A 25,964-nucleotide genomic window follows, 5' to 3' on the forward strand; every position below is an offset into this window, starting at 1 on the left:
TGAGAAAATTAAACGTATTATCTTGCAGGTGAGGGAAATAATCTTGTTTTGCCCTTACTAAATACAGTTGTATAACCGCCATACTCGCTTTATTTTATCCTCATTATATTGTTCAGGATAAATTTCTGCTTGTGGAGGTTGTCATGTATCAACGCTGCTTTGATAATGCCATGGAAAGCCTTTTTGACCAGGGCAAAACCCCGCGATTTTCCCGATTTGTCATTAGTGATGATCCCCGTTGGGAGTCCGGTCATCATGTTCATGACAATGAGACCGAGCTGATTTATGTCAAAAAAGGCATCGTCAGATTAACGATCGACTCTTCCCTTTATGTGGCTCACGAAGATGATATTGTCGTGGTGGAGCGGGGGCGGTTACACGCCGTGACATCGGATGTGAACGCGCCAGCCACCACCTACACCTGTGCGCTGTATGGCTTTCGCTTTCAGGGCTGGGAGGAAAACCAACTGCTACAATCGCATTCCTGTCCGGTGGTTGCCGTCGGCCAGGGAAAAGAAGTGATCAAAAGTATTTTTAATGAGCTCGGGGTGATGCTGCCGCAAAGTAAAAATGGCCTGACGTCGTCCGTCTGCGATGCTTTTGCCTATGCGTTGACGGTGCTCTTCTTTGAGAACTTTAAAAATGCATATCGTTCGGAACAAGGACATATTAAAAAAGATGTTCTGATTAAAGATATTCTGGTCTATCTCAATAATAATTATCGGGAGAAAATTACGCTTGAGCAGTTATCAAAAAAATTTCGTGCCAGCGTCAGCTATATTTGTCACGAATTCACCCGCGAGTACCATATTTCACCGATTAATTATGTGATTCAGCGGCGGATGACCGAAGCGAAATTTGCCTTAACCAATACTGATTATTCACAGGCCGAAATTTCCTGGCGCGTCGGGTATGAAAATGTCGACCACTTCGCGAAGCTTTTTTTGCGCCACGTCGGCTGTTCGCCAGGCGATTATCGTAAACAGTTTAAAAACAGCCTGACAGAGCAGGCCTGCCTGTTGTCCGACGTCTGAGTATATGTGTCATCATCGGTAAGCGTTTGAATGGCCGGATACGATGCAAGTACCGTATCCGGCCTGTCGCTTACTTGTTCTGATAATCCTTCAGGATCTGCCGACCTGCGACATAAATCATGATCTCATCCGTCCCGCCGCCAATCCGTTCACAACGGACATCGCGCCAGAATCGGGAGACACGCGCTTCGTCGGTATAACCCAGCCCGCCCATAATCTGAATTGCATCGTCAATCACTTCCATCGCGGTGCGGGCACAATACAGTTTCGCCAGCGCGGCGCTGGTACGCAGTGACTGCTCCTGATCGGCCTGCCATGCCACCTTCAGCACCATATTGCGCATGTTGTCGACTTTGATTGCCATCAGCGCCAGCTTTTCCTGGATCATCTGGTTGTGTCCAATCGGTTTGCCAAACGCAATGCGCTGGTTGGCATAACGTGCGGCATCCTCAAAGGCGCATTCGGCGAAGCCGGTACTGCGCGCAGCGTTGATCAGACGTTCCATCTCAAAGTTATACATCACGTTGAGAAAGCCCATGCCTTCTTCGCCCACCATGTCGCTTTCATCCACCTCAACGTTGTCGAGATAGACTTCGCAGGTGCTGAGCATATGCCAGCCGATTTTGTGCAGCGGATTGATTTTGATCCCAGGCTTGTTGGACTCCACCCACCAGAGGGTAAAGGCTTTCTTCGGATCTTTTGGCTCGGGATCGCGCGCCAGCACCAGCATGTATGGGTACTCTTTGGCGCCGGTAATAAACGTCTTCTGGCCGTTCAGGTACACCTTGCCGTCTTTGCGCGTGTAGCTGGTGGTGGCGCTGTTGTTGTCAGAACCCGCACCTGGCTCGGTTAACGCCAGGGCATAGGCCGGATCGCCGGTCTCCAGCGTGCTTTCCGCCGTTTTCCGCAGTTGTTCTGGCGAGCCGAAACGGCGCATGCTGTGAATACACTGCCCGTTGGTGATCAGAAAGGCCGGGGCGCCGCATTTTGACACTTCCATCAGGGCCAGCATTTGGGTGACATAGTCTGCCGGAATACCGCCGAACTCTTCCGGTACGCCCAGCATGGAAATCCCGTTATCCGCCAGCGCACGCATAAACTCTCTGGGGTAGGTCGCCGTCTGGTCGCAGGTGCGGAAATACTCCTCTGGAAAATTACTGGTGATCAGTTCCCGGATACTGGCAAGCAGCAGCTCTTGCTCTTCGGTTAAAGAAAAGTCCATCATCATACTCCTTTTAATTCGCCGCTTCCGGCAGTTCAAAACCCATGGTGGCGTCGATAAATAATCTTTCATCCATCAGTTTCAGGTCTGGTGAAATAACCGGTGCGAAATCCATTTTCGCCAGAATATCGCGCTCCAGATCCACTCCAGGGGCAATTTCAATAAGATGCAGACCGTCCTCTTTTAGCGTAAATACCGCGCGTTCGGTGATGTAGCGCACGTCCAGACCGCGCTCGAGGGCGATTTTTCCGCTAAAGGTGATTTCCGGCAGTTCGCTGATGAATTTATTCACCCGGCCTTCCTGGACGATGGTTAATTTACCGTCGGCCACTTCTGTTTTCAGACTGCCAGCGGTTAGCGTGCCGCAGAAAACAATTTTCTTTGAGGTCGCGCTGATATCGATAAAGCCGCCAGTTCCCATGATTTTGCCGTTAAATTTGTGCACCCCGACGTTGCCATGGCGGTCAACTTCCGCAAAGCTCAGATAGCAGACGTCCAGCCCACCGCCATGGTAGAAGTCAAACTGTGAGGTCATATCAAGAATGGCGCGAGTGTTGACGTTTGCGCCAAAAGCGACACCCTGGGAGGTGATCCCACCCACGGGGCCGGTTTCAACGGTCAGTACAAAGTCATCTGCACAGCCTTCCTCACGGGCCACCAGTCCAATGCCATCCGCGATGCCGACGCCAACGTTACCGACCGCACCTTTACGCATTTCAAACAAGGCGCGACGGGCAACCAGTTTGCGTTGGTTGAGGGGCAGAGAGAGCTGGGTGCTGTCGTCGAGGGTGAAATCGCCCGAGATAAACCGGTTCACCGGCGCGCCGCCGTACAGTTGCGTCTGGTCTGGGTCGACCACCACGATATCCACCAGATAGCCGGGGATACGTACGGATTTAGGATGCAGCGTGGCTTTCTTGACCATTTTCTGCACCTGCATCATCACGATGCCACCGTGGTTGTGCACCGCCTGAGCCAGCACCAGCGCGTCGAGGTACATCACCTCATCTTCAAACGAGGCATAGCCTTCGCTGTCGCAGGTGGTGGCGCGGATAAACGCGACGGTAGGCGCAATCGCTTTGTAGTAGAGATATTCTTTGTTATCAATCTCCACCAGCTTGATGAGGTCTTCTTTGGTGACCTCATTGAGCTTGCCCCCCTGTTGGCGCGGGTCGACGAAGGTGCCAATCCCGATATCGCTGAGGATCCCCGGCTGGTGGGCGGCAGACGCACGCAGAGCCTGAGTCAGCACCCCTTGTGGATAGTTATAGGCGACAATCTTATTTTGTTCCGCTAAATCCGAAATACGCGGCGACTGCCCCCAGTGCCCGCACAGAGCCCATTTCACCAGGCCTTCCTGGGCCAGCGGGCTGATTCCGCGATCGGCGCGATCGCCCAGACCCGTCGGACTGATAATCGATAAATTCCGTGGCGTTTGCGTTTGCTTATATTTATCGGCTAAAGCGGTAATTAAGGTGGTGGCTTCCAGAATACCGCCGCCTGCGCCTAATATACACAGTACATCTTCATCTTTAATATAATTTACCGCGTCCTGGGCCGAGAGCACAGGCACGCGACCATTAACGCGTGGTGGTCTTTCAGGTTTCATATAAACTCCTGGATACCCGGCAGAACCCTACGCCGCTGTGTTCAGGCGCAGGCCTCCGCTGAATATTCATGTGGAATATTCACTGTGGAATAAAATATATATTTAATGGCGGGAGAGAATCTGTCCCGCCTTTATTTCGTTAATTACGCCTGATGTAATATCGTTAATACCGTACGCAGATCGCTAACGGATATTTGTCCCGGTGCCGAAGCCTTTTTAACCGCGCCAAAGGTCGCCGCGGAGCCGAAGACTTCACCGGCCAGGCGCGAAATCACACCGGTTTTGGACATCGACATGGTGATCACCGGACGGTCAGCGTACTGTTCCTGCATTTTCAGCGTAGCGGAAAGCAGCGTCAGAACATCGCTGTGGTTCTGCGGCATCAGGGCGATCTTCGGAATATCGGCACCCAGTTCCTGCATTTTGCGCAGCCGTGCAACGATCTCTTCTTCTGCTGGCGTCTTGTGGAAATCATGGTTGGACATGATCACGCTGACGTTTTTGCTGTGCGCGTAGTCTACCGTCGCCTTGACCTGCTCATCACCGGTAAACAGTTCGAGATCGATCATATCCACCAGGCCGCTATCGACCGCCGCGCGATTCAGCGAGAGATAGGCGTCGGTTGAAATGGCCTGTTCACCCCCTTCCTTCGCACTACGGAACGTAAACAGCAGGGGAGTCTGGGGCAGTTCAGTGCGGATTGCGCGGACAGCCTCCAGGACGGCATCGGCAGAGGCGACATCGGCGAAATGGTCAACGCGCCATTCCAGAATGTCGAAATCCGCGTCGCGATAGGCCTGCGCTTCTGCGCGGACGCTGGCGATATCTTTGCCCATCAGCGAGACGATTATTTTTGGAGCCCCTTCGCCAATCACGAGGTTTTTTACGGTTACGGTTTTCATTTAATACCTTTTATCAGTCTTAGTTCCTGGCCGTCAGGCCGCAAACCCCATCACCTGTTTTACGTATTCCAGCGGAAAATCTTTGCCGGTCCACAGTTTGAACTGTTCAGCGCCTTGCCACAACAACATGCCGTAACCATCGATTGTTTTGCAACCGGCCTGTTGCGCTTGTTGCAATAACTTCGTCATATGCGGGTTGTAAACGCATTCGGTAACCAGCAGTTCCGGACGTAGCAGGCTCACGTCACTGACAATCGATTCATTTTCCAGCGGCTTCATGCCGACTTTAGTGCCATTGGTCAGGATATCCGCTGTCGCCAGCGCGTCAGCGAAGGCCTGCTGGTCAGCAAGGTCTGTCACCGTCACCACGCAGTCGGTGTTTTCATTCACCCGCTTAGCGAAGTCCACTGCTTTCTGGAAAAATTCATCATTGCGGTTAAAGAGTTTAATCGCTTTGATCCCCTCAATGGCTGCCTGCGCACCAATGGCCGTGGAGGCGCCACCTGCACCCAGTAATACCATGGTTTTACCCTTGATATCGAAACCACTCTCTTTAATTGCGCGAATGTGACCGGTGCCGTCGGTATTGTAACCACGCAGGTAGCCGTCATCATTGACGATGGTATTAATCGCGCCAACCAGCTTCGCCGCCGGGGTCAGTTCATCAACAAATTCACAGGCCAGCTGTTTATTGGGCATCGATACGCCGGTCCCGCGCATTTTTAACGCTTTCAGCCCCTCGATAGCGCCAGCGAAGGTGCTGTTGTCGACCTCAAAGGCCATATAGGTAAACGGCAATCCGGCTTTCTCCAGCGCCTTATTTTGCATTTCAGGCGACAAACTGTGTCTGATGGGATAAGCCATTAAGCCGATCAGTTCATATTTCGCGGTTACATCCATAACATGACTCCTTAAATTGTCGCTTAACTTTTTGTTGAAAAATAACGTTCGCCCAGACGGATATCGTTTTGTGGAATATTAAAGACCCGGTAATAGCGAACAAAAACGATAATGCCGGTGATAAAGGCCAGCAGGGCAAAAGCGAAATCCAGTAAAATGATGTATTGCAGGCCGATGGTGGAGAGGTAACCGGTAATCAGCGGAATAACAAAATTCGCGAGGCCGCCCATCATCATATAAACGCTGGTGACTTTGGCTTTGCTCTTCGGAAAGAATTCCGACATCACCGACACGCCCAGTTGTAAAATCCCGCCCGCGGCAGAGAAGCCAATCACAAACGCGCCCGCGTTACACACCAGCGGTGACGGCCAGAGATAAATGACGGCCGCGGTAACGGTGGCCAGTCCGGCATTAAAGACGTTAGCCCAGATGGGGCGAACCATTTTTTTCAGCAGTGCGGCAAAGATAAAGACGCAGACCAGCGAACCCAGGCTGTAATACGTGATGGTTTTCAGCGCATCCGCTTCTTCCATTCCGGCGAAGGCCATGGCGTATTTCGGCATCCAGACCACGATAACGTAAAAGGTGGAAAACGCCGCCACGCCAAACATGACGGAAGCCACTCCTTCCAGCCAGACCAGCGGTTTGCTGTTCATCTGCGGTAACTCTTTAGCGACGCTGGCATCCACCAACTGGCCGGGGAATTGACTGCGCAGTAACATCAGGGTGATCAGTACAAACAGAATGCCAGGAATGATCACGCCATAGCCGTACCAGATGTTGTTGAGCAGCATATAGCCGACCAGCATCGGATAGAGCATCTGTCCGAAGGAGACCATTGCTTTGACGAGGATCACCGCGGAACCTGACGCTTTCGGGAAACATTCCATCAGTGCCGGGTAGCCTCCGGTATCAAGCGCAGAGTTGGCCACGCCAACGCAGACGGCGAGGACAAAGGCCACCATCAGGTTAGGACTGGCAGGGATGCCGAAGAAAAAGAGAATATATAACGCGGCACCCAACAAAATGATCGCCCGACGACCGAATTTATCCGACAGGACGCCAAAAAACAGAATACTCACCAGACGACCAAGTCCGATGCCGGAAATTAAATAGGCGATCCCTGCGCTGTCAGTAGAAAACTTCGCGGCGAGTGAGGTCATATTTTGCGCCAGCGTAATGACGCTAATACCGTGGAGAAAATAGCTGAGATAAATACAGATGACCGCCAGGAAAAATGGCGTGCTGAAAGCCTTATTCTGTGACATTTTTTCAAAGCTCCTTGCCGGTTAATTTAATTCTGCTTTCGCCAGCGTTTTTATATCCGGCGATTTTTTATTAATATACGATGGTGAAACGACATGAACTACATAACATGACGTTTTAGTAACCAGGTATATTGCAGACGAAAGTGTGAAAACCCACGTATCCTGCGACGTTTTATTGTTAATAACGGTGTTATACAAACTATATTGCAGTCAGTGATAAGAATATTGCATTCGGCGGATTCAGCCTTATTCCGCCACCGGTGACATCATCAATTGACGTTTCGTTTCGAGACGGCTGCGATAGCCAATAAATAGCGCCAACAAGAACCCCACGGCGGCAATACCGGTATCGAACCACATAATATCGGCGATGCTCCTTTGTGAGAGATGGGCCGTGACCAGCGGGATCGTAAAGGTAGCAATGCTGCCCGCACTGTAATAAATGCCGGTGGCTTTCCCTTTGGCATGCGGAAAGCGGGCGGCCATCAGGGTCAGACCGATTTGCACTACGCCCCCGGCTGATGAAAAGCCGATCACAAAGGCAAAGACGATCACGACATACATCGTGGGATGCAGGCACACCGTCAATAGCGCGACAAACGAAACAAAAGTGTACAGCATCAGCAAGGTGGTTGAACGCACCGTTTTGCGCACCAGCGGGGCGGTAATCAAAACGCAAAGCAGCGAACCGCAGGTGTAGATACTCAGCAGTTTGATCGACAGGGTATACGACATCCCGGCGACAAACTGACCATACTGCGCCAGCCACTGGCTGATGAGATAAAACGTCGCCATCGAGATGTAGCCGTACAGCGTATAGCTGGCAAGGTCGATAAATGCGCAGCGATGTCTTTCAGCCGGGCGCTGGTGCGGTTCGTGTGTCGGTGCGACCGGCACGAGGCGGCGTCCAGGATGCGGTGGAAAGGCGCAGCGCAGTAAAAACAGACCGTTAACCAGCATGATGGCGGCGGCAACGATAAATGACCAGCCAAACCACAGTTCTGCCCAGACGAGCAGACTGATGATGATGGGCAGTAAAAACTGTCCGCCGGAGACAAACGCCTTAATCAGAATGTTGGCGGTGCTCGGCGAAGAGGGAAAGGCCTCCATCAGGCTGGGATAGGTCCCGGCGTCCAGGAAACTGTTCGCCATGCCCGCGAGGACGCCGAACGCATAAGCGATGATGATATTATGGGTCGTCAGAATACCGAAAAAGAACGTCACATAACAAAGCATCCCCAGAATGATGAAGGGGCGGCGGCCAAACCGATCGGATAATAATCCGGCGCAAAACAGCACGCTTAAGCGCCCGATGCCTAATGAGGAGATCACGACTGACACCCCAGCGGCATTGGTCTGCCACTGTTGTTCGAGCGATGCCATGTTGAGACTCATCAGGATGACTCCCATACCGTGCACCAGGTAATTGAGATACAGCCCCATCGCAGTGGGGAAATAGTGATTTTTCATGATGCCTGCTCAGCGAAATGGCTAATGATTTTCCCTGGTACGGGGTAAATACCCGTGCCTTAAAAGTACAATGAGTCTCTATATTTGAAGTTTCTTAGTATGAATCGCCAATGGCAGGAAATATGTGGTCTAACACAATCGTTCCAGGTCGTGGGCATAGAGTTCGGCAGCAACGGATTGATAAATCTTCCAGTCAAGAAAACTGCCATCACGATAGACCGACTGAAAATCGGTTAAATCAGAAAAGAAACGCATGGTATTATTACCAATGCGATTGTTTATCTTCTCTATAATAGCATTAATACGTAATTTTCTTTTTCTACGCATTTCCAGCAGCGTTTCAACAATGGCGGGAGGGAGTTCACATTCGCCATTTTCCCACCGCTGCCAGTCGGCGGCATTATAATCTGGCGCAATCCACGATACGCACTCTTCAATGGTCATTGCAAAAACATGACGTAATGCCTGTAGCTCATAAGCGTTCATCATTGAATGACCTCATATTAAAAAACAGTAAAGCATAAATAACATTATCAGGCTGATTTCGGCGTGAAGAGAGTCGCAGTATCTTGTGCAATATTATTTGTTATCGGCATGTGAAAAGGGGAATTCCCATGAAAAAAAGAGGGATAAAGGCAGAGGGAAGGATTATTTTGCGGTGAGACAGCCGCCATGTCAGGATAAAAAAAAGCCCATCGTGGGAGATGGGCAAAGACTACACACAGCAATTCGTTGTTTCACTCAGGGGATTTCCATACTTATAAATCAATGTCTTGATCTATAACCGTGAGCTAATAATAGGGTATGGGGTGTTTTAGCGTCGATCAGATTCGTCTCAATAGTTTAAAGACTGTAAAGAATTTGCGATACAAATCAGGGACAACGAAGCGGGAACAGGAAAGACAGAGGCATCGCGCTACACTATTGATTAGCTGTGCTAAACATTCAGGCGACCACAGTCGCCTGCTGTCGTGCTATTTTTTAAGGTTTTCGATTTCACCCAGTTCTTCGAGGATCTCTTCAGGTTCGCTGGTCGGCACAGGCGCTTCGTTAACCCAGGCCGAGAACAGTCGCCATGAAACGGCCAGCAGTACCGGACCGATAAACAGCCCAATCATGCCAAACGCAATCAGGCCGCCAATGACGCCGGAGAGGATCAGGATCAGCGGCAAGTCCGCGCCCATACGAATCAGCATCGGGCGAATGACGTTATCCAGTGTGCCCACCACGCAACTCCAGGCCAGCAGCACGCTGCCCCAGGTCGTATCGCCACTCCAGTAAAGCCAGATAATAGCCGGAATCAATACCGGTAACGGCCCCAGTTGAACCAGACAGGAGAGGATCATCACCACGGAGAGCAGTGTGGCATAGGGTACGCCGGACACGGCCAGACCGATGCCGCCCAGCACCGCCTGCACCAGGGCAGTGACAACCACGCCCAGCGCCACCGCGCGGATCGCCTGGGCGGCCAGCAGCATCGCTGCGTCTCCGCGTTTTGCCGCCAGACGGTAGGCAAAATGACGAATACCCAACGCCACCGTCTCTCCACGCCAGTACAGCAGGGCGCTGAATAACAGCATCAGGCTGCAGTGCATCATAAAACGACCGATGTGAGCGGCCTGACCGACAAACCAGGTTGTTGTGGTACCGATGTACGGGCGAACCTTCGCCATAATCGCCGTACCGCCCATATCCAGCAGGTTATGCCAGCCGGCATACAGTTTGGCGCCAACCAGCGGAATGCTGTTCAACCAGGCCAGGTCCGGCAACGTCATATCCCCGCTCGTGACGGCGTGGATCAGCGGTCCGCTGCCGTCAACGATACTGTTGACCAGCAGGGCAATCGGGATCACAAACAGCAGTACTAATAAAAGTGTCATCACCAGAACCGCCAGCGAACGGCGGCCCCAGAGTAATTTTTGCAGGCGCAGTAGAACGGGCCAGGTCGCAATGACGATCGTCCCGGCCCAGGCAAAGCCCAGAATAAAAGGTTGAACAATCCAGAGACACGCCACAATCATGATGGCTAAAAACAGCACCGACAGCAGCACTTGTGCGATATCCCTGGGCTGACGAATATTGACCATAAACTCTTTTCACCTATGTAGTGCGTCAGATCGTTGACGCGACGCGACCGCTCGAAACACGTCTCATAATGATGAGCAATTTCAGCGGTTTTTGACAGGCGGATTCTGCCAGTATTTCTGTTGGGTGTATTAGAAAAAAATGTGATACAACAATAAGCAAACGATTAACTCCCACAACACACAGACCGCAGGAAAGGGTCACGATAATGATTCCACAAATTTCTCAGGCACCCGGCGTCGTTCAGCTGGTGCTCAATTTTTTGCAAGAGCTGGAGCAACAAGGATTTACCGGCGATACGGCAACCAGTTATGCCGATCGTCTGACAATGTCGACAGATAATAGTATCTATCAACTTCTCCCCGATGCCGTGGTTTTCCCTCGTTCAACGGCTGATGTGGCGCTCATTGCCCGCCTGGCGGCGCTGCCGCGCTTTGCCTCGCTGATTTTCACACCGCGCGGCGGCGGTACCGGCACGAACGGACAGGCGCTCAATCAGGGCATCATTGTCGATATGTCCCGCTATATGAGCCGCATCATCGAAATCAACCCGGAAGAGGGCTGGGTGCGGGTGGAAGCGGGGGTGATCAAGGATCAACTGAACCAGTTTCTGAAGCCATACGGCTATTTTTTCGCCCCGGAATTGTCCACCAGTAACCGGGCAACGTTGGGCGGGATGATTAATACCGACGCCTCCGGACAGGGTTCTCTGGTCTATGGGAAAACATCCGATCACGTGCTGGGGGTGCGGGCCGTGCTGCTGGGCGGCGATATTCTCGACACGCAGCCGCTGCCGATCGCACTGGCGGAAACGCTCGGTCAGAGCAACACCACGATTGGCCGTATCTATCGCACTGTGTTTGAACGCTGCCGCGATAACCGTCAGTTAATTATTGATAAATTTCCCAAACTGAACCGCTTCCTGACGGGCTACGATTTGCGTCATGTGTTTAACGATGACATGAGCGAATTCGATCTGACCCGAATTCTCACCGGCTCGGAAGGGACGCTGGCGTTCATTACGGAAGCGCGACTGGACATTACGCCGCTGCCGAAAGTGCGTCGACTGGTGAACGTGAAATACGACTCTTTTGACTCCGCGCTGCGCAATGCGCCGTTTATGGTGGACGCGCGCGCGCTGTCGGTGGAGACGGTTGATTCAAAAGTGCTGAACCTGGCGCGTGAAGACATCGTCTGGCATTCAGTGAGCGAATTGATTACCGATGTCCCGGACAAAGAAATGCTCGGCCTGAACATTGTCGAATTCGCCGGGGATGATGAAACGGTTATCGACGCGCAGGTGGCTTCCCTGTGCGAGCGGCTTGATGAACTGATTGCCCGTGAAGAGGCGGGCGTGATTGGCTGGCAGCTATGCACTGAACTGGCGGGCGTTGAGCGTATCTATGCCATGCGTAAAAAAGCGGTGGGCCTGCTGGGTAATGCGAAAGGGGCGGCAAAACCGATTCCCTTTGCCGAGGACACCTGCGTACCGCCGGAACATCTTGCTGATTACATCGCGGAGTTCCGCGCGCTGCTTGATGGTCACGGTCTGAGCTACGGCATGTTCGGTCACGTTGACGCCGGGGTGCTGCATGTGCGTCCTGCGCTGGATATGTGCGATCCACAGCAGGAGGTGCTGATGAAGCAAATCTCCGATGAAGTGGTGGCGCTGACGGCAAAATATGGCGGTCTGCTGTGGGGGGAACACGGCAAAGGTTTCCGCGCTGAGTACAGCCCGGCGTTTTTCGGTGATGAACTTTTCGCGGAACTGCGGAAGATTAAAGCGGCGTTCGATCCGCAAAACCGGCTGAATCCGGGGAAAATATGTCCGCCTGAAGGCATCGACGCACCGATGATGAAAGTCGACGCGGTTAAACGCGGCACCTGGGACCGGCAAATTCCGTTGGCCGTGCGCCAGACCTGGCGCGGCGCGCTGGAATGTAACGGCAACGGTTTGTGCTTTAATTTCGATGCGAAGAGCCCGATGTGCCCATCGATGAAAATCAGCCTCAATCGTATCCACTCACCCAAAGGGCGTGCGACGCTGGTGCGCGAATGGTTACGTTTGTTGGCGGATCGCGGTGTCGATCCGGTGCGACTGGAAAATGCGCTGGCAAGTAAACGACCCAGCCTGCGTTCTCTGATCGCGCGTACTCGTAACACCTGGCACGCCAACAAGGGCGAGTATGATTTCTCGCATGAAGTAAAAGAGGCGATGTCCGGCTGTCTGGCCTGTAAGGCGTGCTCGACGCAGTGTCCGATCAAAATCGATGTGCCGGAATTCCGTTCGCGTTTCCTGCAACTTTACCATACCCGCTACCTGCGTCCGCTGCGTGACCATCTGGTGGCGACGGTTGAAACCTATGCGCCGTTGATGGCCCGGGCGCCGAAAACCTTTAACTTCTTTATTAATCAGCCGCTGGTGCGCAAGCTGTCCGCAAAGCATATTGGCATGGTCGATCTGCCATTGCTCTCGACGCCGTCGCTGCAACAACAGATGGTCGGGCATCGATCGGCGAATATGACGCTGGAACAGCTTGAAGCGTTGTCGGCTGCGCAGAAAGCCAATACGGTGCTGGTGGTGCAGGACCCGTTCACCAGCTATTACGATGCGCAGGTGGTGGCTGATTTCGTCCGTTTGATTGAGAAGCTGGGGATGCAGCCGGTTCTGTTGCCGTTCTCGCCAAACGGTAAAGCGCAGCACATTAAAGGATTCCTGACCCGCTTTGCGAAGACCGCCAAAAAGACCTCTGAGTTTTTGAACCGCGTGGCAAAACTGGGGATGCCGATGGTCGGTGTTGATCCGGCGCTGGTGCTCTGTTATCGCGATGAGTACAAGCTGGCGTTAGGCGACGCGCGCGGCGATTTCCACGTCCAGCTCGCCAATGAGTGGCTGGCAACCGCGCTGGCTTCGCAGGAACCGCGCGAGGTTAGCGGCGAATCCTGGTATTTCTTTGGCCATTGTACCGAAGTGACCGCGCTGCCCGGCGCGCCCGCGCAATGGGCGTCGATCTTTGCCCGCGTTGGCGCGAAGCTGGAAAACGTGAGCGTGGGCTGTTGCGGCATGGCCGGTACTTACGGTCATGAGGCGAAGAACCATGCGAGTTCGCTGGGCATTTATGAACTGTCATGGCATCAGGCGATGGAACGGCTACCGCGTAGCCGTTGCCTTGCAACGGGATATTCCTGTCGTAGCCAGGTGAAACGGGTTGAAGGCACGGGCGTGCGTCATCCTGTACAGGCATTACTGGAGATTATTGGATGATCTGGAAACGTGAAGTGACCCTCGACGCCCTCAATGCGATGGGTGAAGGCAATATGGTCGGCCTGCTGGATATTCGCTTTGAGCATATCGGCGACGATACGCTTGAAGCGTCAATGCCCGTCGACGGACGCACGAAGCAGCCGTTCGGTCTGCTGCACGGCGGCGCTTCTGTCGTGCTGGCAGAAAGCATCGGCTCGGTTGCCGGTTATCTGTGCACCCAGGGCGAGCAGAAAGTGGTGGGGCTGGAAGTTAACGCTAACCATGTTCGCTCTGCGCGGGAAGGGCGCGTGCAGGGGATCTGTAAGGCGATTCATACCGGCGCCCGTCATCAGGTCTGGCAGATTGACATCTATGATGAGCAGCAGCGACTGTGCTGTACTTCGCGGCTGACCACGGCAGTTGTGTGACGTTGTCACCAAAAAAGTGTGATCAGTATTGCTTTTGGTCATAATCTGCACAGCGAAAGGTGATATACTGTGCAGGTTTTGACCATAAGCGAGGATGATATGACTAGCCAACTAGACCCGGCCCAACTGGCAATTGAGTTTTTACGTCGTGATAAAACAGAGCTTTCTCCAGCCCAGTATCTCAAAAGACTGAAACAACTTGAGCTGGAATTTGCCGATTTACTGACGCTCTCTTCCACTGAATTAAAAGAAGAGATCTACTTTGCCTGGCGCCTTGGCGTTCATTGATTCAGCGATCGTTAACGTAAAAAGAACCCGACATTCGTGTCGGGTTTTTTTGTTCCTCACTGGCGGTATTACCACGCCATCTCGCCCGAATTCACTTTCGCGCTCAATTCCAGCGAACTTTCCTCTGCCAGTCCCGGCCACGCCGCTTTCATCGTTTTAATGACCCAGGGCGAACCTTGCTTCGCCGCCAGCGCCTGTTCGAACGATTGCAGATAATCCTGCGTGAAGCGGATGGCCCGATCGCCTTCAGGGCGCTCACCAAGGTAATGACCCGGAATAACCTGTGCAGGCTTTAGACTATCCATTTCAGTCAGAACATGACGCCATGATGCGCGTTGCGCTGGTGTCTGGGTGTCAGCGGTCCAGACGTGAATGCCTGACGCCACGCCCGTGCCGCCGAGAATGGTCCGGTTCGCTGGCACCCAAACATAGGCCGCGTAATCACTGGGATGACGCAGTTCCAGCGTTTCACCATCGATGCGAAAACGCGTTTCTGTGGTTGCCTGCGGGACGGTCAGCGCCGTTGGCGCACCCTCTTTCATCTGGGGTCCCCAGTACTGCAACTTAGCCTCTTTGGTGGCTCGAATATGCTCAACGACCCGTGGCGTGGCCAGTACCTTCGCGTCAGGAAAGGCTTTCACAATCGGCTGCAGGCCGAAATAGAAATCCGGATCGCCGGAGGTAATCACGATGGCTTTCAGCGTCTTGCCACGGGATTTAATCATCTCCACCAGCTTTCCACCGTCTTTAGTGCTGAACTGCGCATCAAACAATATCGCTTCCGTCGGACCGGATACTAACGTTGAGGAGACAGGGAAAATGGCGTTCTCCTGCGGGTTATAGACGTCAAGTTGCAGCGGCGCGGCAAACAGGGGGGAGGCGACAGCAGGCAACAGCAGGGCCAGCAGTTTACTTTTCATGAGGAATAGCCTTATGCAGATGAAATGGTCTTGTGTGTGGTCTGTATTTTAAGGGAATTGAGATCTGTTAGAATTCCCGTATCAGAACATGCTGAGTTTCATAAAACGATCGGATGGGTGGCGATGGACAGAGTGATGGCGGCGACGGTATTCAATCATATCTGCGATTTAGGCAGTCTGAGTGCGGCGGCGCGGGCACTGGGTCTCTCCAGGCCGATGGTGAGCCGCTATCTTGATGAGATGGAGAAATGGGCCGGGGCGCGGCTGATTCATCGCACCTCGCGCAGGCTGACAATTACCCCCGCCGGGGAGGAGGCGCTGGTGAAGACGCGAACGCTGGCGCAACTCTCACAAGCGATTGGCGCGGCGTCGGCGGCAGACATTCCCAGCGGAACGCTACGCGTCGCCTGCGCGCACTTTACGGCAATGCATATTCTCGCCCCGATGCTGCCGGGATTTTTAGCGCGTTATCCCGAACTGCGCATTGAAGTTGAGATAAACAATCAGCCAGTTAGTCTGGTCGGTGAACGTATTGATGTCGCCATTCGCATTACCGATAACCCGGAGCCTGGCGCGATTGCCCGCCGGCTTGGCGATTGCGAATCGGTTCTCTGCGCATCAGAGGCGTATTTGCGTCAGCACGGCACCCCACAGACGCTGGAGGATCTCACTCAGCATAACTGTCTGTATTACAGTGGGTTTGCAGGAAAATCGTGGCACTTTCTCAACGAGCAGGGCGAGGCGGTCTCGGTGGCGATCAAGGGGAATTTGAGTGCCGGGATCTCGTCTTTACTTTGTGAATCCGCGCTGGCAGGCATGGGGATAGCGCTGGTGCCGGAAAAGGAAGCGCGTGACGGACTGGCTCAGGGACGACTGGTTCGCCTGCTACCAACCTTGCAACCCCGACGCCTTGCCGTGTACGGCCTGTATCTTTCCCGTGAACATCAGCCCGCCGGGCTTCGGTTGTTTCTGGAGGCGATCCAGACCGCCATGCCGTAAAATCCATGAATTGATCTGACGTATAAAACAGCAGATAGCAATTTGTGTTAAAAATGACCTTTGCCGATATGAGACTATTCTTATCGCCCCTTCAAGAGCTAAGCCATCATGAGTGCCGGAGATAAGCGCCGGATGGGGCCGGAACCCTTAGGGCTGTTACTGACAACCTTAAGGGTTTTGTTTTTCTGTGCTTTCACGCTTCTCACGTCATTCCTATCCCTGAAATAGTCATTTTCTATACATCTTTACTGTTTTGACCAGTCCGGTCGATGACAGACGATAAAGTCATTATTAATCAGTATATTGAACAAATTCATCCATTCCTTTTAACCCACGTGGCAGGGTCTATGCTTAATAAAAGCGGTCAAAACAGGTGAAACACCGTAATGCCCCTGCTGTTGAGGGGTTGAAGTGAGAATCGTTATCACTAACATGGTGTTATAGCCTGATGGCTCACTATGCGAGGTAACCCTATGGAATTGCATTCAGGAACATTTAATCCGGACGATTTTGCCTAGCGCGGATTGACGCTAACCCCGGCGGCAGCGGCCCATATTCGCGAATTGGTCGCAAAGCAGCCGGGCATGCTGGGCGTGCGCCTGGGCGTTAAACAGACGGGATGCGCGGGTTTTGGCTATGTGCTGGATACCGTCAGCGATCCGGAAAAAGACGATCTGCTGTTTGAGGTTGAAGGCGCGAAGCTCTATGTCCCGTTACAGGCGATGCCGTTTATCGACGGCACGGAAGTGGATTACGTCCGTGAAGGATTAAACCAGTTATTCAAATTTCATAACCCGAAAGCCCAGAACGAATGCGGCTGTGGCGAAAGCTTTGGGGTATAGGCGGTACTATGTCTCGTAATACTGAAGCAACTGACGATGTCAAAACCTGGACCGGCGGCCCCCTGAATTATAAAGAGGGTTTCTTTACCCAACTGCAAACAGACGAGCTGGCGAAAGGGATCAACGAAGAGGTGGTGCGCGCCATTTCGGCCAAACGTAATGAACCGGAGTGGATGCTGGAGTTTCGCCTTAATGCGTACAGAGCGTGGGTCGACATGCCGGAGCCGCACTGGCTGAAGGCGCACTACGAGAAGCTGAATTATCAGGATTACAGCTACTATTCCGCGCCGTCGTGCGGGAATTGCGATGAGACCTGCGCCTCTGAGCCGGGGGCGGTCCAGCAAACCGGGGCAAACGCCTTTCTCAGCAAAGAAGTTGAGGCCGCGTTTGAACAACTTGGCGTACCGGTACGCGAAGGCCGTGAAGTCGCGGTGGATGCCATTTTTGACTCCGTCTCTGTTGCCACCACTTATCGTGAAAAACTGGCGGAGCAGGGGATCATTTTCTGCTCCTTTGGTGAGGCGATACACGATCATCCCGAACTGGTGAAACAGTATCTTGGCACCGTCGTGCCCGGCAACGATAACTTCTTCGCCGCGTTGAATGCCGCAGTCGCCTCTGATGGCACTTTTATCTATGTGCCGAAAGGCGTGCGCTGCCCGATGGAGCTTTCAACCTATTTTCGCATTAACGCCGAAAAGACCGGGCAGTTTGAACGCACGATCCTGGTAGCGGATGAAGGCAGCTATGTAAGCTATATCGAAGGCTGTTCTGCACCAGTGCGCGACAGCTATCAGCTGCACGCGGCGGTCGTGGAAGTCATCATCCATAAAGACGCCGAGGTGAAATACTCCACCGTCCAGAACTGGTTCCCTGGCGATAACAACACCGGCGGCATTCTGAACTTCGTCACCAAACGCGCGTTGTGTGAGGGCGAGAACAGCAAAATGTCCTGGACCCAGTCGGAAACGGGGTCAGCCATCACCTGGAAATACCCCAGCTGTATTCTGCGCGGCGACAACTCGATCGGCGAATTTTATTCGGTGGCGTTAACCAGCGGTCATCAGCAGGCGGACACCGGTACCAAGATGATCCACATCGGCAAGAACACCCGCTCGACCATTATTTCGAAGGGGATTTCCGCCGGACACAGCCAGAACAGCTACCGCGGACTGGTCAAAATTATGCCGACCGCCACCAATGCCCGTAACTTTACCCAGTGCGACTCGATGCTGATTGGCGCCGACTGCGGAGCGCATACCTTCCCGTATGTTGAATGCCGCAACAACAGCGCGCAGCTGGAGCACGAAGCGACCACCTCACGGATTGGTGAAGATCAGCTGTTCTATTGTCTGCAGCGCGGTATCAGCGAAGAAGATGCGATCTCAATGATCGTCAACGGGTTCTGTAAAGACGTGTTCTCCGAGTTGCCGCTGGAGTTTGCCGTCGAAGCACAAAAACTTTTAGCCATTAGCCTTGAACACAGCGTCGGTTAAGGAAGAAACATGTTAACGATTAAAGATTTACAGGTCAGTGTGGAAGAAAAAGCCATCCTGCGTGGGTTGAACCTTGAGGTTCGTCCGGGGGAAGTGCATGCCATTATGGGACCGAACGGCTCCGGGAAAAGTACGCTTTCTGCGACGCTGGCAGGGCGTGAAGATTACGAGGTCACCGGCGGGTCGGTGATGTTTAAAGGGAAAGACCTGCTCGACCTGGCGCCGGAAGAAAGAGCAGGCGAAGGTATCTTTATGGCCTTCCAGTATCCGGTGGAAATCCCCGGCGTCAGCAATCAGTTTTTCCTGCAAACAGCGCTCAATGCGGTGCGTACGTATCGCGGCCAGGAATCGCTTGATCGTTTCGATTTTCAGGATCTGATGGAAGAGAAAATCGCGCTGCTGAAGATGCCGGAAGATCTGCTAACCCGCTCGGTAAACGTCGGTTTTTCCGGCGGCGAGAAGAAGCGGAATGACATTCTGCAAATGGCGGTGCTTGAGCCGGAACTGTGCATTCTCGATGAATCGGACTCCGGGCTGGATATTGATGCCCTGAAAGTGGTTGCCGATGGGGTCAACTCACTGCGTGACGGTAAGCGCTCGTTCATTATTGTCACCCACTATCAGCGCATCCTTGACTATATCAAGCCGGATTTTGTCCACGTCCTGTATCAGGGACGGATTGTGAAGTCTGGCGATTTCACGCTGGTCAAACAACTGGAGGAGCAGGGATATGGCTGGCTTACCGAACAGCAGTAATGCGCTGCAACAATGGCATCACCTGTTTGAAGCACAGGGTGAGACGCGTTCTGAACAGGCACAACAGCATCTCCAGCAGGTTCTGCGTCTGGGGCTGCCAACGCGCAAACATGAGAACTGGAAATACACTCCGCTGGAAGGACTCAGCAACAGCTTGTTCGTCAGTCGTTCTGCCGATGTTTCCCCGGCGCAGCGCGATGCGTTAGCGCTTAACGTGGAGGCATTGCGACTGGTGTTTGTCGACGGGCAGTTCAACCCGACGCTCAGCGACAGTTGGGAGAACAGCGGTTTTGAGGTGGCGATCAACGACGAGCGCCAGACCCTGCCGGTCGCGGTACAACCGGAAGTGTTTTTGCATCTCACCGAAAGCCTGGCGCGTAGCGTGACCCATATTCGCGTTAAGCGTAACCAGCGCCCGGCAAAACCGCTGCTGTTGATGCACATCACCCAGGGCGTATCCGCAGAAGAGGTGAACACGGCGCACTATCGTCACCATCTTGATCTGGCGGAAGGGGCGGAGGCGACGATTATCGAGCATTACGTCAGTCTGAATGATGCCCGACATTTCACCGGCGCGCGCCTGACCATGAACGTGGCGGCAAACGCGCACCTGCATCACATCAAGCTGGTATTTGAAAACCCGCTCAGCCATCACTTCGCCCATAACGATATCTTGTTGGCGGCAGACGCGTCGGCGCACAGCCACAGCTTTCTGCTCGGCGATGCGGTGTTGCGTCACAACACCAGCACACAACTGAACGGCGAGAACACGACTCTCAGGATCAACAGCCTGGCCATGCCGGTGAAAAATGAGGTCTGCGATACCCGCACATGGCTTGAGCACAACAAAGGCTATTGCAACAGCCGACAGTTGCATAAAACCATCGTCAGCGATAAGGGGCGGGCGGTATTTAACGGGCTGATTAACGTTGCCCAACACGCGATCAAAACGGACGGGCAGATGACGAACAATAATCTGCTGCTCGGCAAGCTTGCAGAAGTGGATACCAAACCGCAGCTGGAAATCTACGCTGATGACGTGAAGTGTAGTCACGGGGCGACGGTAGGGCGTATTGACGATGAGCAGATGTTCTACCTGCGCTCGCGCGGGATTGCTCAACGGGATGCACAACAGATGATCCTTTATGCCTTTGCCGCAGAACTGACGGAAGCGCTGAGCGACGAGGCATTGAAACAACAGGTGCTGGCGCGGATCGGCCAACGTCTGCCGGGAGGCGTAGCATGACATTTCCCATCGACACAGTACGTGCGGATTTTCCAGTCCTCACGCGCGAAGTGAATGGTCTGCCGCTGGCGTATCTCGACAGCGCCGCCAGCGCGCAAAAACCGGCGCAGGTGATTGACGCGGAAGCTGAGTTTTATCGTCATGGTTATGCGGCGGTGCACCGGGGGATCCACACCCTCAGCGCTCAGGCCACCGAAAAAATGGAGAACGTGCGCAAGCTGGCATCGCTGTTTATTAACGCACGCTCTGCGGAAGAACTGGTGTTTGTGCGCGGTACAACGGAAGGCATTAACCTGGTCGCCAACAGTTGGGGGCCAGAGAACGTCCACGCGGGCGATAACATCATCATCAGTGAGATGGAGCACCATGCCAACATTGTGCCGTGGCAGATGCTGTGCGCGCGGGTGGGCGCTGAGCTGCGGGTGATCCCGCTGAACGCCGACGGTACACTGCAACAGGAGATCCTACCCACCCTGTTTGATGAGAAAACCCGGCTGCTGGCGATAACGCACGTCTCTAATGTGCTGGGTACGGAAAACCCTGTCGCCGAAATGATCGCGCTGGCGCATCAGCATGGCGCAAAGGTGCTGGTGGACGGTGCGCAGGCGGTGATGCACCACCCGGTAGACGTTCAGGCGCTGGACTGCGATTTTTACGTCTTCTCGGGTCACAAGCTGTATGGCCCGACCGGTATTGGTGTGCTCTATGTCAAAGAGGCGCTGTTGCAACAGATGCCGCCCTGGGAAGGGGGCGGGTCGATGATCGCCACCGTCAGCCTGACGCAGGGGACGACCTGGACGAAAGCGCCGTGGCGCTTCGAAGCGGGGACGCCGAATACCGGCGGGATTATCGGCTTTGGCGCCGCGCTGGAGTATGTTTCAGCGCTGGGACTGGAGGCGATTAACGAATACGAACAGAACCTGATGCACTATGCACTGGAGCAACTGAAGGCGGTGCCGGATCTCACGCTGTACGGCCCCAGTGACCGTCTGGGTGTGATTGCCTTTAATCTCGGCAAACATCACGCCTATGACGTCGGCAGTTTTCTCGATAATTACGGGATCGCCGTGCGGACCGGACACCATTGCGCGATGCCGCTGATGGCTTTTTATCAGGTGCCGGCGATGTGCCGGGCGTCGCTGGCAATGTATAACACCCATGAAGAAGTGGATCGCCTGGTGACAGGCTTGCAACGAATTCATCGCTTACTGGGGTAACAGGGAGGCACTATGGCTGCGCTGCCGGATAGAGAAAAATTGTTGCGTAATTTTCAGCGTTGCGCTAATTGGGAAGAGAAGTATCTGTACATCATTGAGCTGGGACAGCGATTGCCGGAAATATCCGCAGCGGACCGTTGTCCTGAAAATACGATTCAGGGATGTCAGAGTCAGGTCTGGATAGTGATGCGCCAGAATGCGCAAGGCGTTATTGAGCTGCAGGGCGACAGTGATGCTGCCATTGTGAAAGGGCTGATTGCGGTCGTCTTCATTCTGTATCACCAGATGACGGCTCAGGATATCGTGAATTTTGATGTGCGGCCGTGGTTTGAACAGATGGCGCTCGCGCAGCATCTCACACCGTCTCGGTCGCAGGGTCTGGAAGCGATGATTCGCGCGATCCGTACCAAAGCAGCAACGCTTAGCTAAACTCAATAGACAGCTTTCATCCTGTCAGGTAAGGCAGCCGGCTGTCTTACAGGATTATCAGCATTCTGGCCATGCCAGTGAATACAGGAGGTTGGGTATGAAACGCGCGTCTCTTATTACTCTAATGCTTATCGGCGCTTACAGCGCCATACAGGCTGCCTGGGCGGTGGATTACCCCTTACCGCCAGCAGGCAGTCGCCTTGTTGGACAGAATCAAACGTATACGGTGCAGGAAGGCGATAAAAACCTGCAGGCCATTGCCCGTCGTTTTGATACTGCCGCGATGCTTATTCTGGAGGCAAATAATACCATTGCGCCTGTGCCAAAGCCGGGCACCCTGGTAACGATCCCGTCACAGCTATTGCTGCCCGATGCGCCCCGAGAAGGCATCATCGTTAATCTGGCTGAACTGCGGCTGTACTACTATCCGCCGGGCGAAAATATCGTCCAGGTCTATCCGATCGGTATTGGCTTACAGGGACTGGAAACGCCGGTGATGGAAACCCGCGTTGGGCAGAAAATCCCGAATCCGACCTGGACGCCAACGGCAGGCATCCGTAAGCGCTCTCTGGAGCGAGGCATTACGTTGCCGCCGGTGGTCCCCGCCGGGCCGAATAACCCGCTGGGGCTCTTTGCACTTCGTCTGGCGCACGGTAATGGCGAGTATCTCATTCATGGCACCAGTCAACCAGACAGCGTGGGTCTGCGCGTCAGTTCCGGCTGTATCCGGATGAATGCCCCGGACATCAAAGCGCTGTTCTCCCAGGTTCGCACGGGAACGCCGGTGAGAGTGATTAATGAACCGGTGAAATATTCCGTGGAGCCGAGCGGACTGCGCTACGTTGAGGTCCACCGACCACTGTCGCCGGAAGAAGAACAAAACGTACAGACGATGCCGTATGTGCTGCCTGCCGGGTTCAGCCAGTTTAAGGCGACGAAAGAGGTGGATGACGCTCTGGTGGATAAAGCGTTGTATCGTCGCGCGGGTTATCCGGTGGCGGTCTCTGCCGGGCAAACGCCAACGGTTGAAGCTACACCTGCTGTTCAGTCAGCGCAAAATGGATCAGTACAGGAAGAGACGCAGACGCAGTAGTGAGAGTAGCGGGAAGGAAGAACGCGAGACAAAAAAATGGCGCACAATGTGCGCCATTTCTATTACACAGGTACTATTACTTACGGTATTTAGTAGCCTGGTTGTCCAGACGCTGGTTAGCGCGAGCTGCGTCGTCTTTAGCAGCCTGAACGTCGGAACGCATTGCGTTCACGTCGTTGCTCAGCTGGTCAACTTTAGCGTTCAGAGTCTGAACGTCAGAAGACAGCTGATCGATTTTAGCGTTGCTGGAGCAACCAGCCAGCAGAGTAGAACCCAGGATTACCGCGCCCAGTACCAGTTTAGTACGATTCATTATTAATACCCTCTAGATTGAGTTAATCTCCATGTAGCGTTACAAGTATTACACAAACTTTTTTATGTTGAGAATATTTTTTTGATGAGAAGACGCTTATTTTTGATCGTTCGCTCAAAGAAGCATCGAAATGCGCAAAAACGGCTAAAAAACCGTGTGAAAACAGGCTGCTTCCATCGGATTCGTCTTAGATAATCTGTAATTAGATAGCTCAATCCGATTTGCTTTTTTATTAATAGTGGCTATTGGAAAAATAAAAAAAGCGCCGCGAGGGCGCTTTTTAATCGAATTAATTCACTCGAGAATTATTACAGTACGTGAACAGATGCTGTGTTAGTCGTGCCGCTCGGTACCAGAGCACCAGAAACCATCACCACTACGTCACCTTTCTGAGCCAGACCGCTCTGCTGAGCAACCTCTTTACCCAGACGGTAAAAATCATCAGTAGACGCGATTTCTTTCACCAGATGCGCCACAACGCCTTTGCTCAGCACCAGCTGGCGGGCTGTGACTTCGTTGGTGGTCAGCGCCAGAATGGTGGCGTCCGGGAAGTATTTACGCACTGCGCGAGCGGATTTACCGCCCTGAGTGGCCACCACGATCAGCGGTGCTTCCAGTTTTTCCGCGGTTTCCACCGCGCCACGGCAGACGGCTTCAGTGATGCGCAATTTGCGGCTGTCATTGTTGAAGTCCAGACGGCTGGTCATCACACGGTCGGTACGCTCACAGATGGTCGCCATGATGGTGACCGCTTCCAGCGGGTATTTACCTTTTGCTGATTCGCCTGACAGCATCACCGCATCGGTGCCGTCGAGGATGGCGTTCGCCACGTCGCCTGCTTCAGCGCGAGTCGGACGCGGGTTTTTGATCATGGAATCCAGCATCTGGGTCGCAGTGATAACCACTTTACGCGCACGGATACATTTTTCGATCATCATCTTCTGCGCGAAGATCACTTCTTCAACCGGGATTTCAACGCCCAGGTCGCCACGGGCAACCATGATACCGTCAGACGCTTCGAGGATTTCGTCGAAGTTGTTCAGGCCTTCCTGGTTTTCAATTTTGGAGATGATCTGGATCTTCTCGCCGCCGTGCGCTTTCAGGTGCTCACGGATTTCAACCACGTCAGAACGCTTACGGATAAAAGAGGCCGCAACAAAGTCAACGCCTTGTTCGCAACCAAAGATCAGGTCCTGTTTGTCTTTTTCTGCCAGCGCCGGCAGGGCGATAGAAACGCCTGGCAGGTTAACGCCTTTGTTTTCGCCGAGGTCGCCGTTGTTCAGCACTTTACAGATGACTTTGTTGCCTTCGATCGCGGTGACTTCCATACCGATCAGACCATCGTCGACCAGTACGGTATTACCCACGGACAGATCGGAGGTGAAACCTTCGTAGGTCACGGCAACGATTTCGTTATTCCCCACCACGGATTTATCGGTGGTGAAGGTAAAGGTCTGGCCCGCTTTCAGGGAAACGTCGTTACCGCCTTCCAGCTTGATGGTACGGATTTCCGGACCTTTCGTGTCGAGCAGGATGGCCGCTTTCTTGCCGGTTTTGCTCATCACGTTGCGCAGGTTCTGGATACGCTGACCGTGTTCTGCATAGTCACCGTGAGAGAAGTTCAGACGCATGACGTTCATGCCCGCGTCCAGCATTTTGGTTAACATCTCTTCAGATTCGGTTTTCGGACCGATGGTGCAAACAATTTTCGTCTTTTTCATGACAGTCTTAGTCTTTAAGTTGAGAAGGATATGGAAAGCCGGCTTCCGGAACGCACTGACTGGAAGCTAAACCTGTATTACGAAAGTTGTGATGCCTCGCACTAAGGATAGGTGACATCGATAGAGCGTGCAGAGGAATGTGTGCTCGTCGTTCAGCCCGACAAAAAGGGACGTTTTGTAGTCTCTGAGTATGACAGGTCAATGTGCTGAAACCATTCAAGTGACAATTGTCACGCATTATACGCTGAAACAGACACAAAAGGAAAATGGAAACGGTGTTTCAGAATACATCCAGGCAGTTACACAACAAATTGTTATTAAACAAGTCGTGTCTGCCAATTGCGCAAACGCAAAAACCAGGCTGTGTTGCGCAACCCAACTTATTCCTTCAAGTTATAACAAATGACTTTTAAATCATTTCAAATCTAAATTACCCTGATTACACTCGTTTGGACATCCATACTGCTAAATAGCTGAAAGCG

At 53.2% G+C, this 25,964-nt stretch carries 23 protein-coding genes and 1 other RNA gene; 12 read left to right on the forward strand and 12 right to left on the reverse strand.

Features of this window, described 5'->3' with window-relative positions; translation table 11 throughout:
- Positions 1-143 precede the first annotated feature (143 nt).
- Positions 144-1,034: an AraC family transcriptional regulator gene (locus C2U53_RS21245; protein WP_044254771.1), complete on the forward strand. Its 891-nt coding sequence runs from the start codon at positions 144-146 to the stop codon at positions 1,032-1,034.
- A gap of 70 nt (positions 1,035-1,104) precedes the next feature.
- Here the strand turns inward: C2U53_RS21245 and C2U53_RS21250 are convergent, their stop codons facing one another.
- The 9 genes from C2U53_RS21250 to ydiK all read right to left on the reverse strand — a co-directional run bounded on the left by C2U53_RS21250 (position 1,105) and on the right by ydiK (position 10,492).
- A complete protein-coding gene (locus tag C2U53_RS21250; protein WP_042319326.1) occupies positions 1,105-2,256 on the reverse strand; it encodes an acyl-CoA dehydrogenase in 1,152 nt (383 codons plus the stop codon).
- A 13-nt stretch (positions 2,257-2,269) separates the two neighbouring features.
- A complete protein-coding gene (locus C2U53_RS21255) occupies positions 2,270-3,865 on the reverse strand; it encodes an acyl CoA:acetate/3-ketoacid CoA transferase (protein WP_044254768.1) in 1,596 nt (531 codons plus the stop codon).
- Positions 3,866-4,008: 143 nt separating this feature from the next.
- Positions 4,009-4,767: a type I 3-dehydroquinate dehydratase gene (gene aroD / locus C2U53_RS21260; RefSeq protein ID WP_044254765.1), complete on the reverse strand. Its 759-nt coding sequence runs from the start codon at positions 4,765-4,767 to the stop codon at positions 4,009-4,011.
- 33 nt (positions 4,768-4,800) lie between these two features.
- Positions 4,801-5,667, reverse strand: coding sequence for a quinate/shikimate dehydrogenase (ydiB, locus tag C2U53_RS21265; protein ID WP_090050002.1), 867 nt, complete (start codon positions 5,665-5,667; stop codon positions 4,801-4,803).
- A gap of 23 nt (positions 5,668-5,690) precedes the next feature.
- Positions 5,691-6,935, reverse strand: a complete 1,245-nt coding sequence (locus tag C2U53_RS21270; RefSeq protein ID WP_043000853.1) for an MFS transporter — start codon at positions 6,933-6,935, stop codon at positions 5,691-5,693.
- Positions 6,936-7,181: 246 nt separating this feature from the next.
- Positions 7,182-8,405: an MFS transporter gene (locus C2U53_RS21275; protein WP_104446414.1), complete on the reverse strand. Its 1,224-nt coding sequence runs from the start codon at positions 8,403-8,405 to the stop codon at positions 7,182-7,184.
- 129 nt (positions 8,406-8,534) lie between these two features.
- Positions 8,535-8,891, reverse strand: coding sequence for a YdiL family protein (locus C2U53_RS21280; protein ID WP_044254942.1), 357 nt, complete (start codon positions 8,889-8,891; stop codon positions 8,535-8,537).
- 194 nt (positions 8,892-9,085) lie between these two features.
- An RNA gene (rprA, locus tag C2U53_RS21285) (antisense sRNA RprA) lies at positions 9,086-9,193 on the reverse strand.
- 186 nt (positions 9,194-9,379) lie between these two features.
- Positions 9,380-10,492 (reverse strand): AI-2E family transporter YdiK, encoded by a 1,113-nt coding sequence (gene ydiK, locus C2U53_RS21290; protein WP_043000851.1) that lies wholly within the window; start codon positions 10,490-10,492, stop codon positions 9,380-9,382.
- 206 nt (positions 10,493-10,698) lie between these two features.
- Between ydiK and C2U53_RS21295 the strand changes: the two genes are divergently transcribed.
- The 3 genes from C2U53_RS21295 (at position 10,699) to C2U53_RS21305 (ending at position 14,450) form a co-directional block, all read left to right on the forward strand.
- Complete coding sequence (locus C2U53_RS21295) at positions 10,699-13,755, forward strand: FAD-binding and (Fe-S)-binding domain-containing protein (RefSeq protein WP_044265432.1); 3,057 nt, start codon at positions 10,699-10,701, stop codon at positions 13,753-13,755.
- Positions 13,752-14,162: a 1,4-dihydroxy-2-naphthoyl-CoA hydrolase gene (gene menI / locus C2U53_RS21300; protein WP_044265430.1), complete on the forward strand. Its 411-nt coding sequence runs from the start codon at positions 13,752-13,754 to the stop codon at positions 14,160-14,162. The genes C2U53_RS21295 and menI overlap by 4 nt, the downstream gene beginning before the upstream one ends.
- 99 nt (positions 14,163-14,261) lie before the next feature.
- Positions 14,262-14,450: a YdiH family protein gene (locus tag C2U53_RS21305; RefSeq protein ID WP_042282711.1), complete on the forward strand. Its 189-nt coding sequence runs from the start codon at positions 14,262-14,264 to the stop codon at positions 14,448-14,450.
- Between the two features lie 68 nt (positions 14,451-14,518).
- Here the strand turns inward: C2U53_RS21305 and C2U53_RS21310 are convergent, their stop codons facing one another.
- Positions 14,519-15,370 (reverse strand): Vmh family MBL fold metallo-hydrolase, encoded by an 852-nt coding sequence (locus tag C2U53_RS21310; RefSeq protein WP_044254752.1) that lies wholly within the window; start codon positions 15,368-15,370, stop codon positions 14,519-14,521.
- 123 nt (positions 15,371-15,493) lie between these two features.
- On the opposite strand from C2U53_RS21310, the gene C2U53_RS21315 reads away from it, so the two are divergent.
- From C2U53_RS21315 to C2U53_RS21350, 8 genes are all read left to right on the forward strand, one after another.
- Positions 15,494-16,369: a LysR family transcriptional regulator gene (locus C2U53_RS21315; protein ID WP_043000847.1), complete on the forward strand. Its 876-nt coding sequence runs from the start codon at positions 15,494-15,496 to the stop codon at positions 16,367-16,369.
- A 524-nt stretch (positions 16,370-16,893) separates the two neighbouring features.
- Positions 16,894-17,211, forward strand: a complete 318-nt coding sequence (gene sufA / locus C2U53_RS21320) for a Fe-S cluster assembly scaffold SufA (RefSeq protein ID WP_246876132.1) — start codon at positions 16,894-16,896, stop codon at positions 17,209-17,211.
- A gap of 8 nt (positions 17,212-17,219) precedes the next feature.
- Positions 17,220-18,707 (forward strand): Fe-S cluster assembly protein SufB, encoded by a 1,488-nt coding sequence (gene sufB / locus C2U53_RS21325; protein ID WP_044254746.1) that lies wholly within the window; start codon positions 17,220-17,222, stop codon positions 18,705-18,707.
- Between the two features lie 9 nt (positions 18,708-18,716).
- Positions 18,717-19,463 carry a Fe-S cluster assembly ATPase SufC gene (gene sufC, locus C2U53_RS21330; RefSeq protein WP_043000844.1) on the forward strand — a complete coding sequence of 249 codons (747 nt, stop codon included), beginning with the start codon at positions 18,717-18,719 and terminating at the stop codon, positions 19,461-19,463.
- Positions 19,438-20,709, forward strand: a complete 1,272-nt coding sequence (gene sufD, locus C2U53_RS21335; protein ID WP_104446415.1) for a Fe-S cluster assembly protein SufD — start codon at positions 19,438-19,440, stop codon at positions 20,707-20,709. Before sufC ends, sufD begins: the two co-directional genes overlap by 26 nt.
- Positions 20,706-21,926, forward strand: coding sequence for a cysteine desulfurase SufS (gene sufS / locus C2U53_RS21340; protein WP_043000842.1), 1,221 nt, complete (start codon positions 20,706-20,708; stop codon positions 21,924-21,926). Before sufD ends, sufS begins: the two co-directional genes overlap by 4 nt.
- A 12-nt stretch (positions 21,927-21,938) precedes the next feature.
- Positions 21,939-22,355, forward strand: a complete 417-nt coding sequence (gene sufE / locus C2U53_RS21345; protein WP_043000841.1) for a cysteine desulfuration protein SufE — start codon at positions 21,939-21,941, stop codon at positions 22,353-22,355.
- Positions 22,356-22,452: 97 nt separating this feature from the next.
- Positions 22,453-23,448: a L,D-transpeptidase family protein gene (locus tag C2U53_RS21350; RefSeq protein ID WP_043000840.1), complete on the forward strand. Its 996-nt coding sequence runs from the start codon at positions 22,453-22,455 to the stop codon at positions 23,446-23,448.
- Positions 23,449-23,524: 76 nt separating this feature from the next.
- On the opposite strand, the gene lpp is transcribed toward C2U53_RS21350, so the two are convergent.
- Positions 23,525-23,761 carry a murein lipoprotein Lpp gene (lpp, locus tag C2U53_RS21355; RefSeq protein WP_001082307.1) on the reverse strand — a complete coding sequence of 79 codons (237 nt, stop codon included), beginning with the start codon at positions 23,759-23,761 and terminating at the stop codon, positions 23,525-23,527.
- A gap of 308 nt (positions 23,762-24,069) precedes the next feature.
- Positions 24,070-25,482: a pyruvate kinase PykF gene (gene pykF / locus C2U53_RS21360; protein ID WP_043000839.1), complete on the reverse strand. Its 1,413-nt coding sequence runs from the start codon at positions 25,480-25,482 to the stop codon at positions 24,070-24,072.
- Positions 25,483-25,964: the final 482 nt, after the last annotated feature.

The organism is Citrobacter sp. CFNIH10 (assembly GCF_002934585.1).
Lineage (GTDB): Bacteria > Pseudomonadota > Gammaproteobacteria > Enterobacterales > Enterobacteriaceae > Citrobacter_A > Citrobacter_A amalonaticus.

What these genes read in the sequence shown, in the direction of transcription:
- C2U53_RS21245 (WP_044254771.1), top strand. Translation starts at nt 144, where the DNA reads ATGTATCAACGCTGCTTTGATAATGCCATGGAAAGCCTTTTTGACCAG.
- C2U53_RS21250 (WP_042319326.1), bottom strand. Translation starts at nt 2,256, where the DNA reads ATGGACTTTTCTTTAACCGAAGAGCAAGAGCTGCTGCTTGCCAGTATC.
- C2U53_RS21255 (WP_044254768.1), bottom strand. Translation starts at nt 3,865, where the DNA reads ATGAAACCTGAAAGACCACCACGCGTTAATGGTCGCGTGCCTGTGCTC.
- aroD (WP_044254765.1), bottom strand. Translation starts at nt 4,767, where the DNA reads ATGAAAACCGTAACCGTAAAAAACCTCGTGATTGGCGAAGGGGCTCCA.
- ydiB (WP_090050002.1), bottom strand. Translation starts at nt 5,667, where the DNA reads ATGGATGTAACCGCGAAATATGAACTGATCGGCTTAATGGCTTATCCC.
- C2U53_RS21270 (WP_043000853.1), bottom strand. Translation starts at nt 6,935, where the DNA reads ATGTCACAGAATAAGGCTTTCAGCACGCCATTTTTCCTGGCGGTCATC.
- C2U53_RS21275 (WP_104446414.1), bottom strand. Translation starts at nt 8,405, where the DNA reads ATGAAAAATCACTATTTCCCCACTGCGATGGGGCTGTATCTCAATTAC.
- C2U53_RS21280 (WP_044254942.1), bottom strand. Translation starts at nt 8,891, where the DNA reads ATGAACGCTTATGAGCTACAGGCATTACGTCATGTTTTTGCAATGACC.
- ydiK (WP_043000851.1), bottom strand. Translation starts at nt 10,492, where the DNA reads ATGGTCAATATTCGTCAGCCCAGGGATATCGCACAAGTGCTGCTGTCG.
- C2U53_RS21295 (WP_044265432.1), top strand. Translation starts at nt 10,699, where the DNA reads ATGATTCCACAAATTTCTCAGGCACCCGGCGTCGTTCAGCTGGTGCTC.
- menI (WP_044265430.1), top strand. Translation starts at nt 13,752, where the DNA reads ATGATCTGGAAACGTGAAGTGACCCTCGACGCCCTCAATGCGATGGGT.
- C2U53_RS21305 (WP_042282711.1), top strand. Translation starts at nt 14,262, where the DNA reads ATGACTAGCCAACTAGACCCGGCCCAACTGGCAATTGAGTTTTTACGT.
- C2U53_RS21310 (WP_044254752.1), bottom strand. Translation starts at nt 15,370, where the DNA reads ATGAAAAGTAAACTGCTGGCCCTGCTGTTGCCTGCTGTCGCCTCCCCC.
- C2U53_RS21315 (WP_043000847.1), top strand. Translation starts at nt 15,494, where the DNA reads ATGGACAGAGTGATGGCGGCGACGGTATTCAATCATATCTGCGATTTA.
- sufB (WP_044254746.1), top strand. Translation starts at nt 17,220, where the DNA reads ATGTCTCGTAATACTGAAGCAACTGACGATGTCAAAACCTGGACCGGC.
- sufC (WP_043000844.1), top strand. Translation starts at nt 18,717, where the DNA reads ATGTTAACGATTAAAGATTTACAGGTCAGTGTGGAAGAAAAAGCCATC.
- sufD (WP_104446415.1), top strand. Translation starts at nt 19,438, where the DNA reads ATGGCTGGCTTACCGAACAGCAGTAATGCGCTGCAACAATGGCATCAC.
- sufS (WP_043000842.1), top strand. Translation starts at nt 20,706, where the DNA reads ATGACATTTCCCATCGACACAGTACGTGCGGATTTTCCAGTCCTCACG.
- sufE (WP_043000841.1), top strand. Translation starts at nt 21,939, where the DNA reads ATGGCTGCGCTGCCGGATAGAGAAAAATTGTTGCGTAATTTTCAGCGT.
- C2U53_RS21350 (WP_043000840.1), top strand. Translation starts at nt 22,453, where the DNA reads ATGAAACGCGCGTCTCTTATTACTCTAATGCTTATCGGCGCTTACAGC.
- lpp (WP_001082307.1), bottom strand. Translation starts at nt 23,761, where the DNA reads ATGAATCGTACTAAACTGGTACTGGGCGCGGTAATCCTGGGTTCTACT.
- pykF (WP_043000839.1), bottom strand. Translation starts at nt 25,482, where the DNA reads ATGAAAAAGACGAAAATTGTTTGCACCATCGGTCCGAAAACCGAATCT.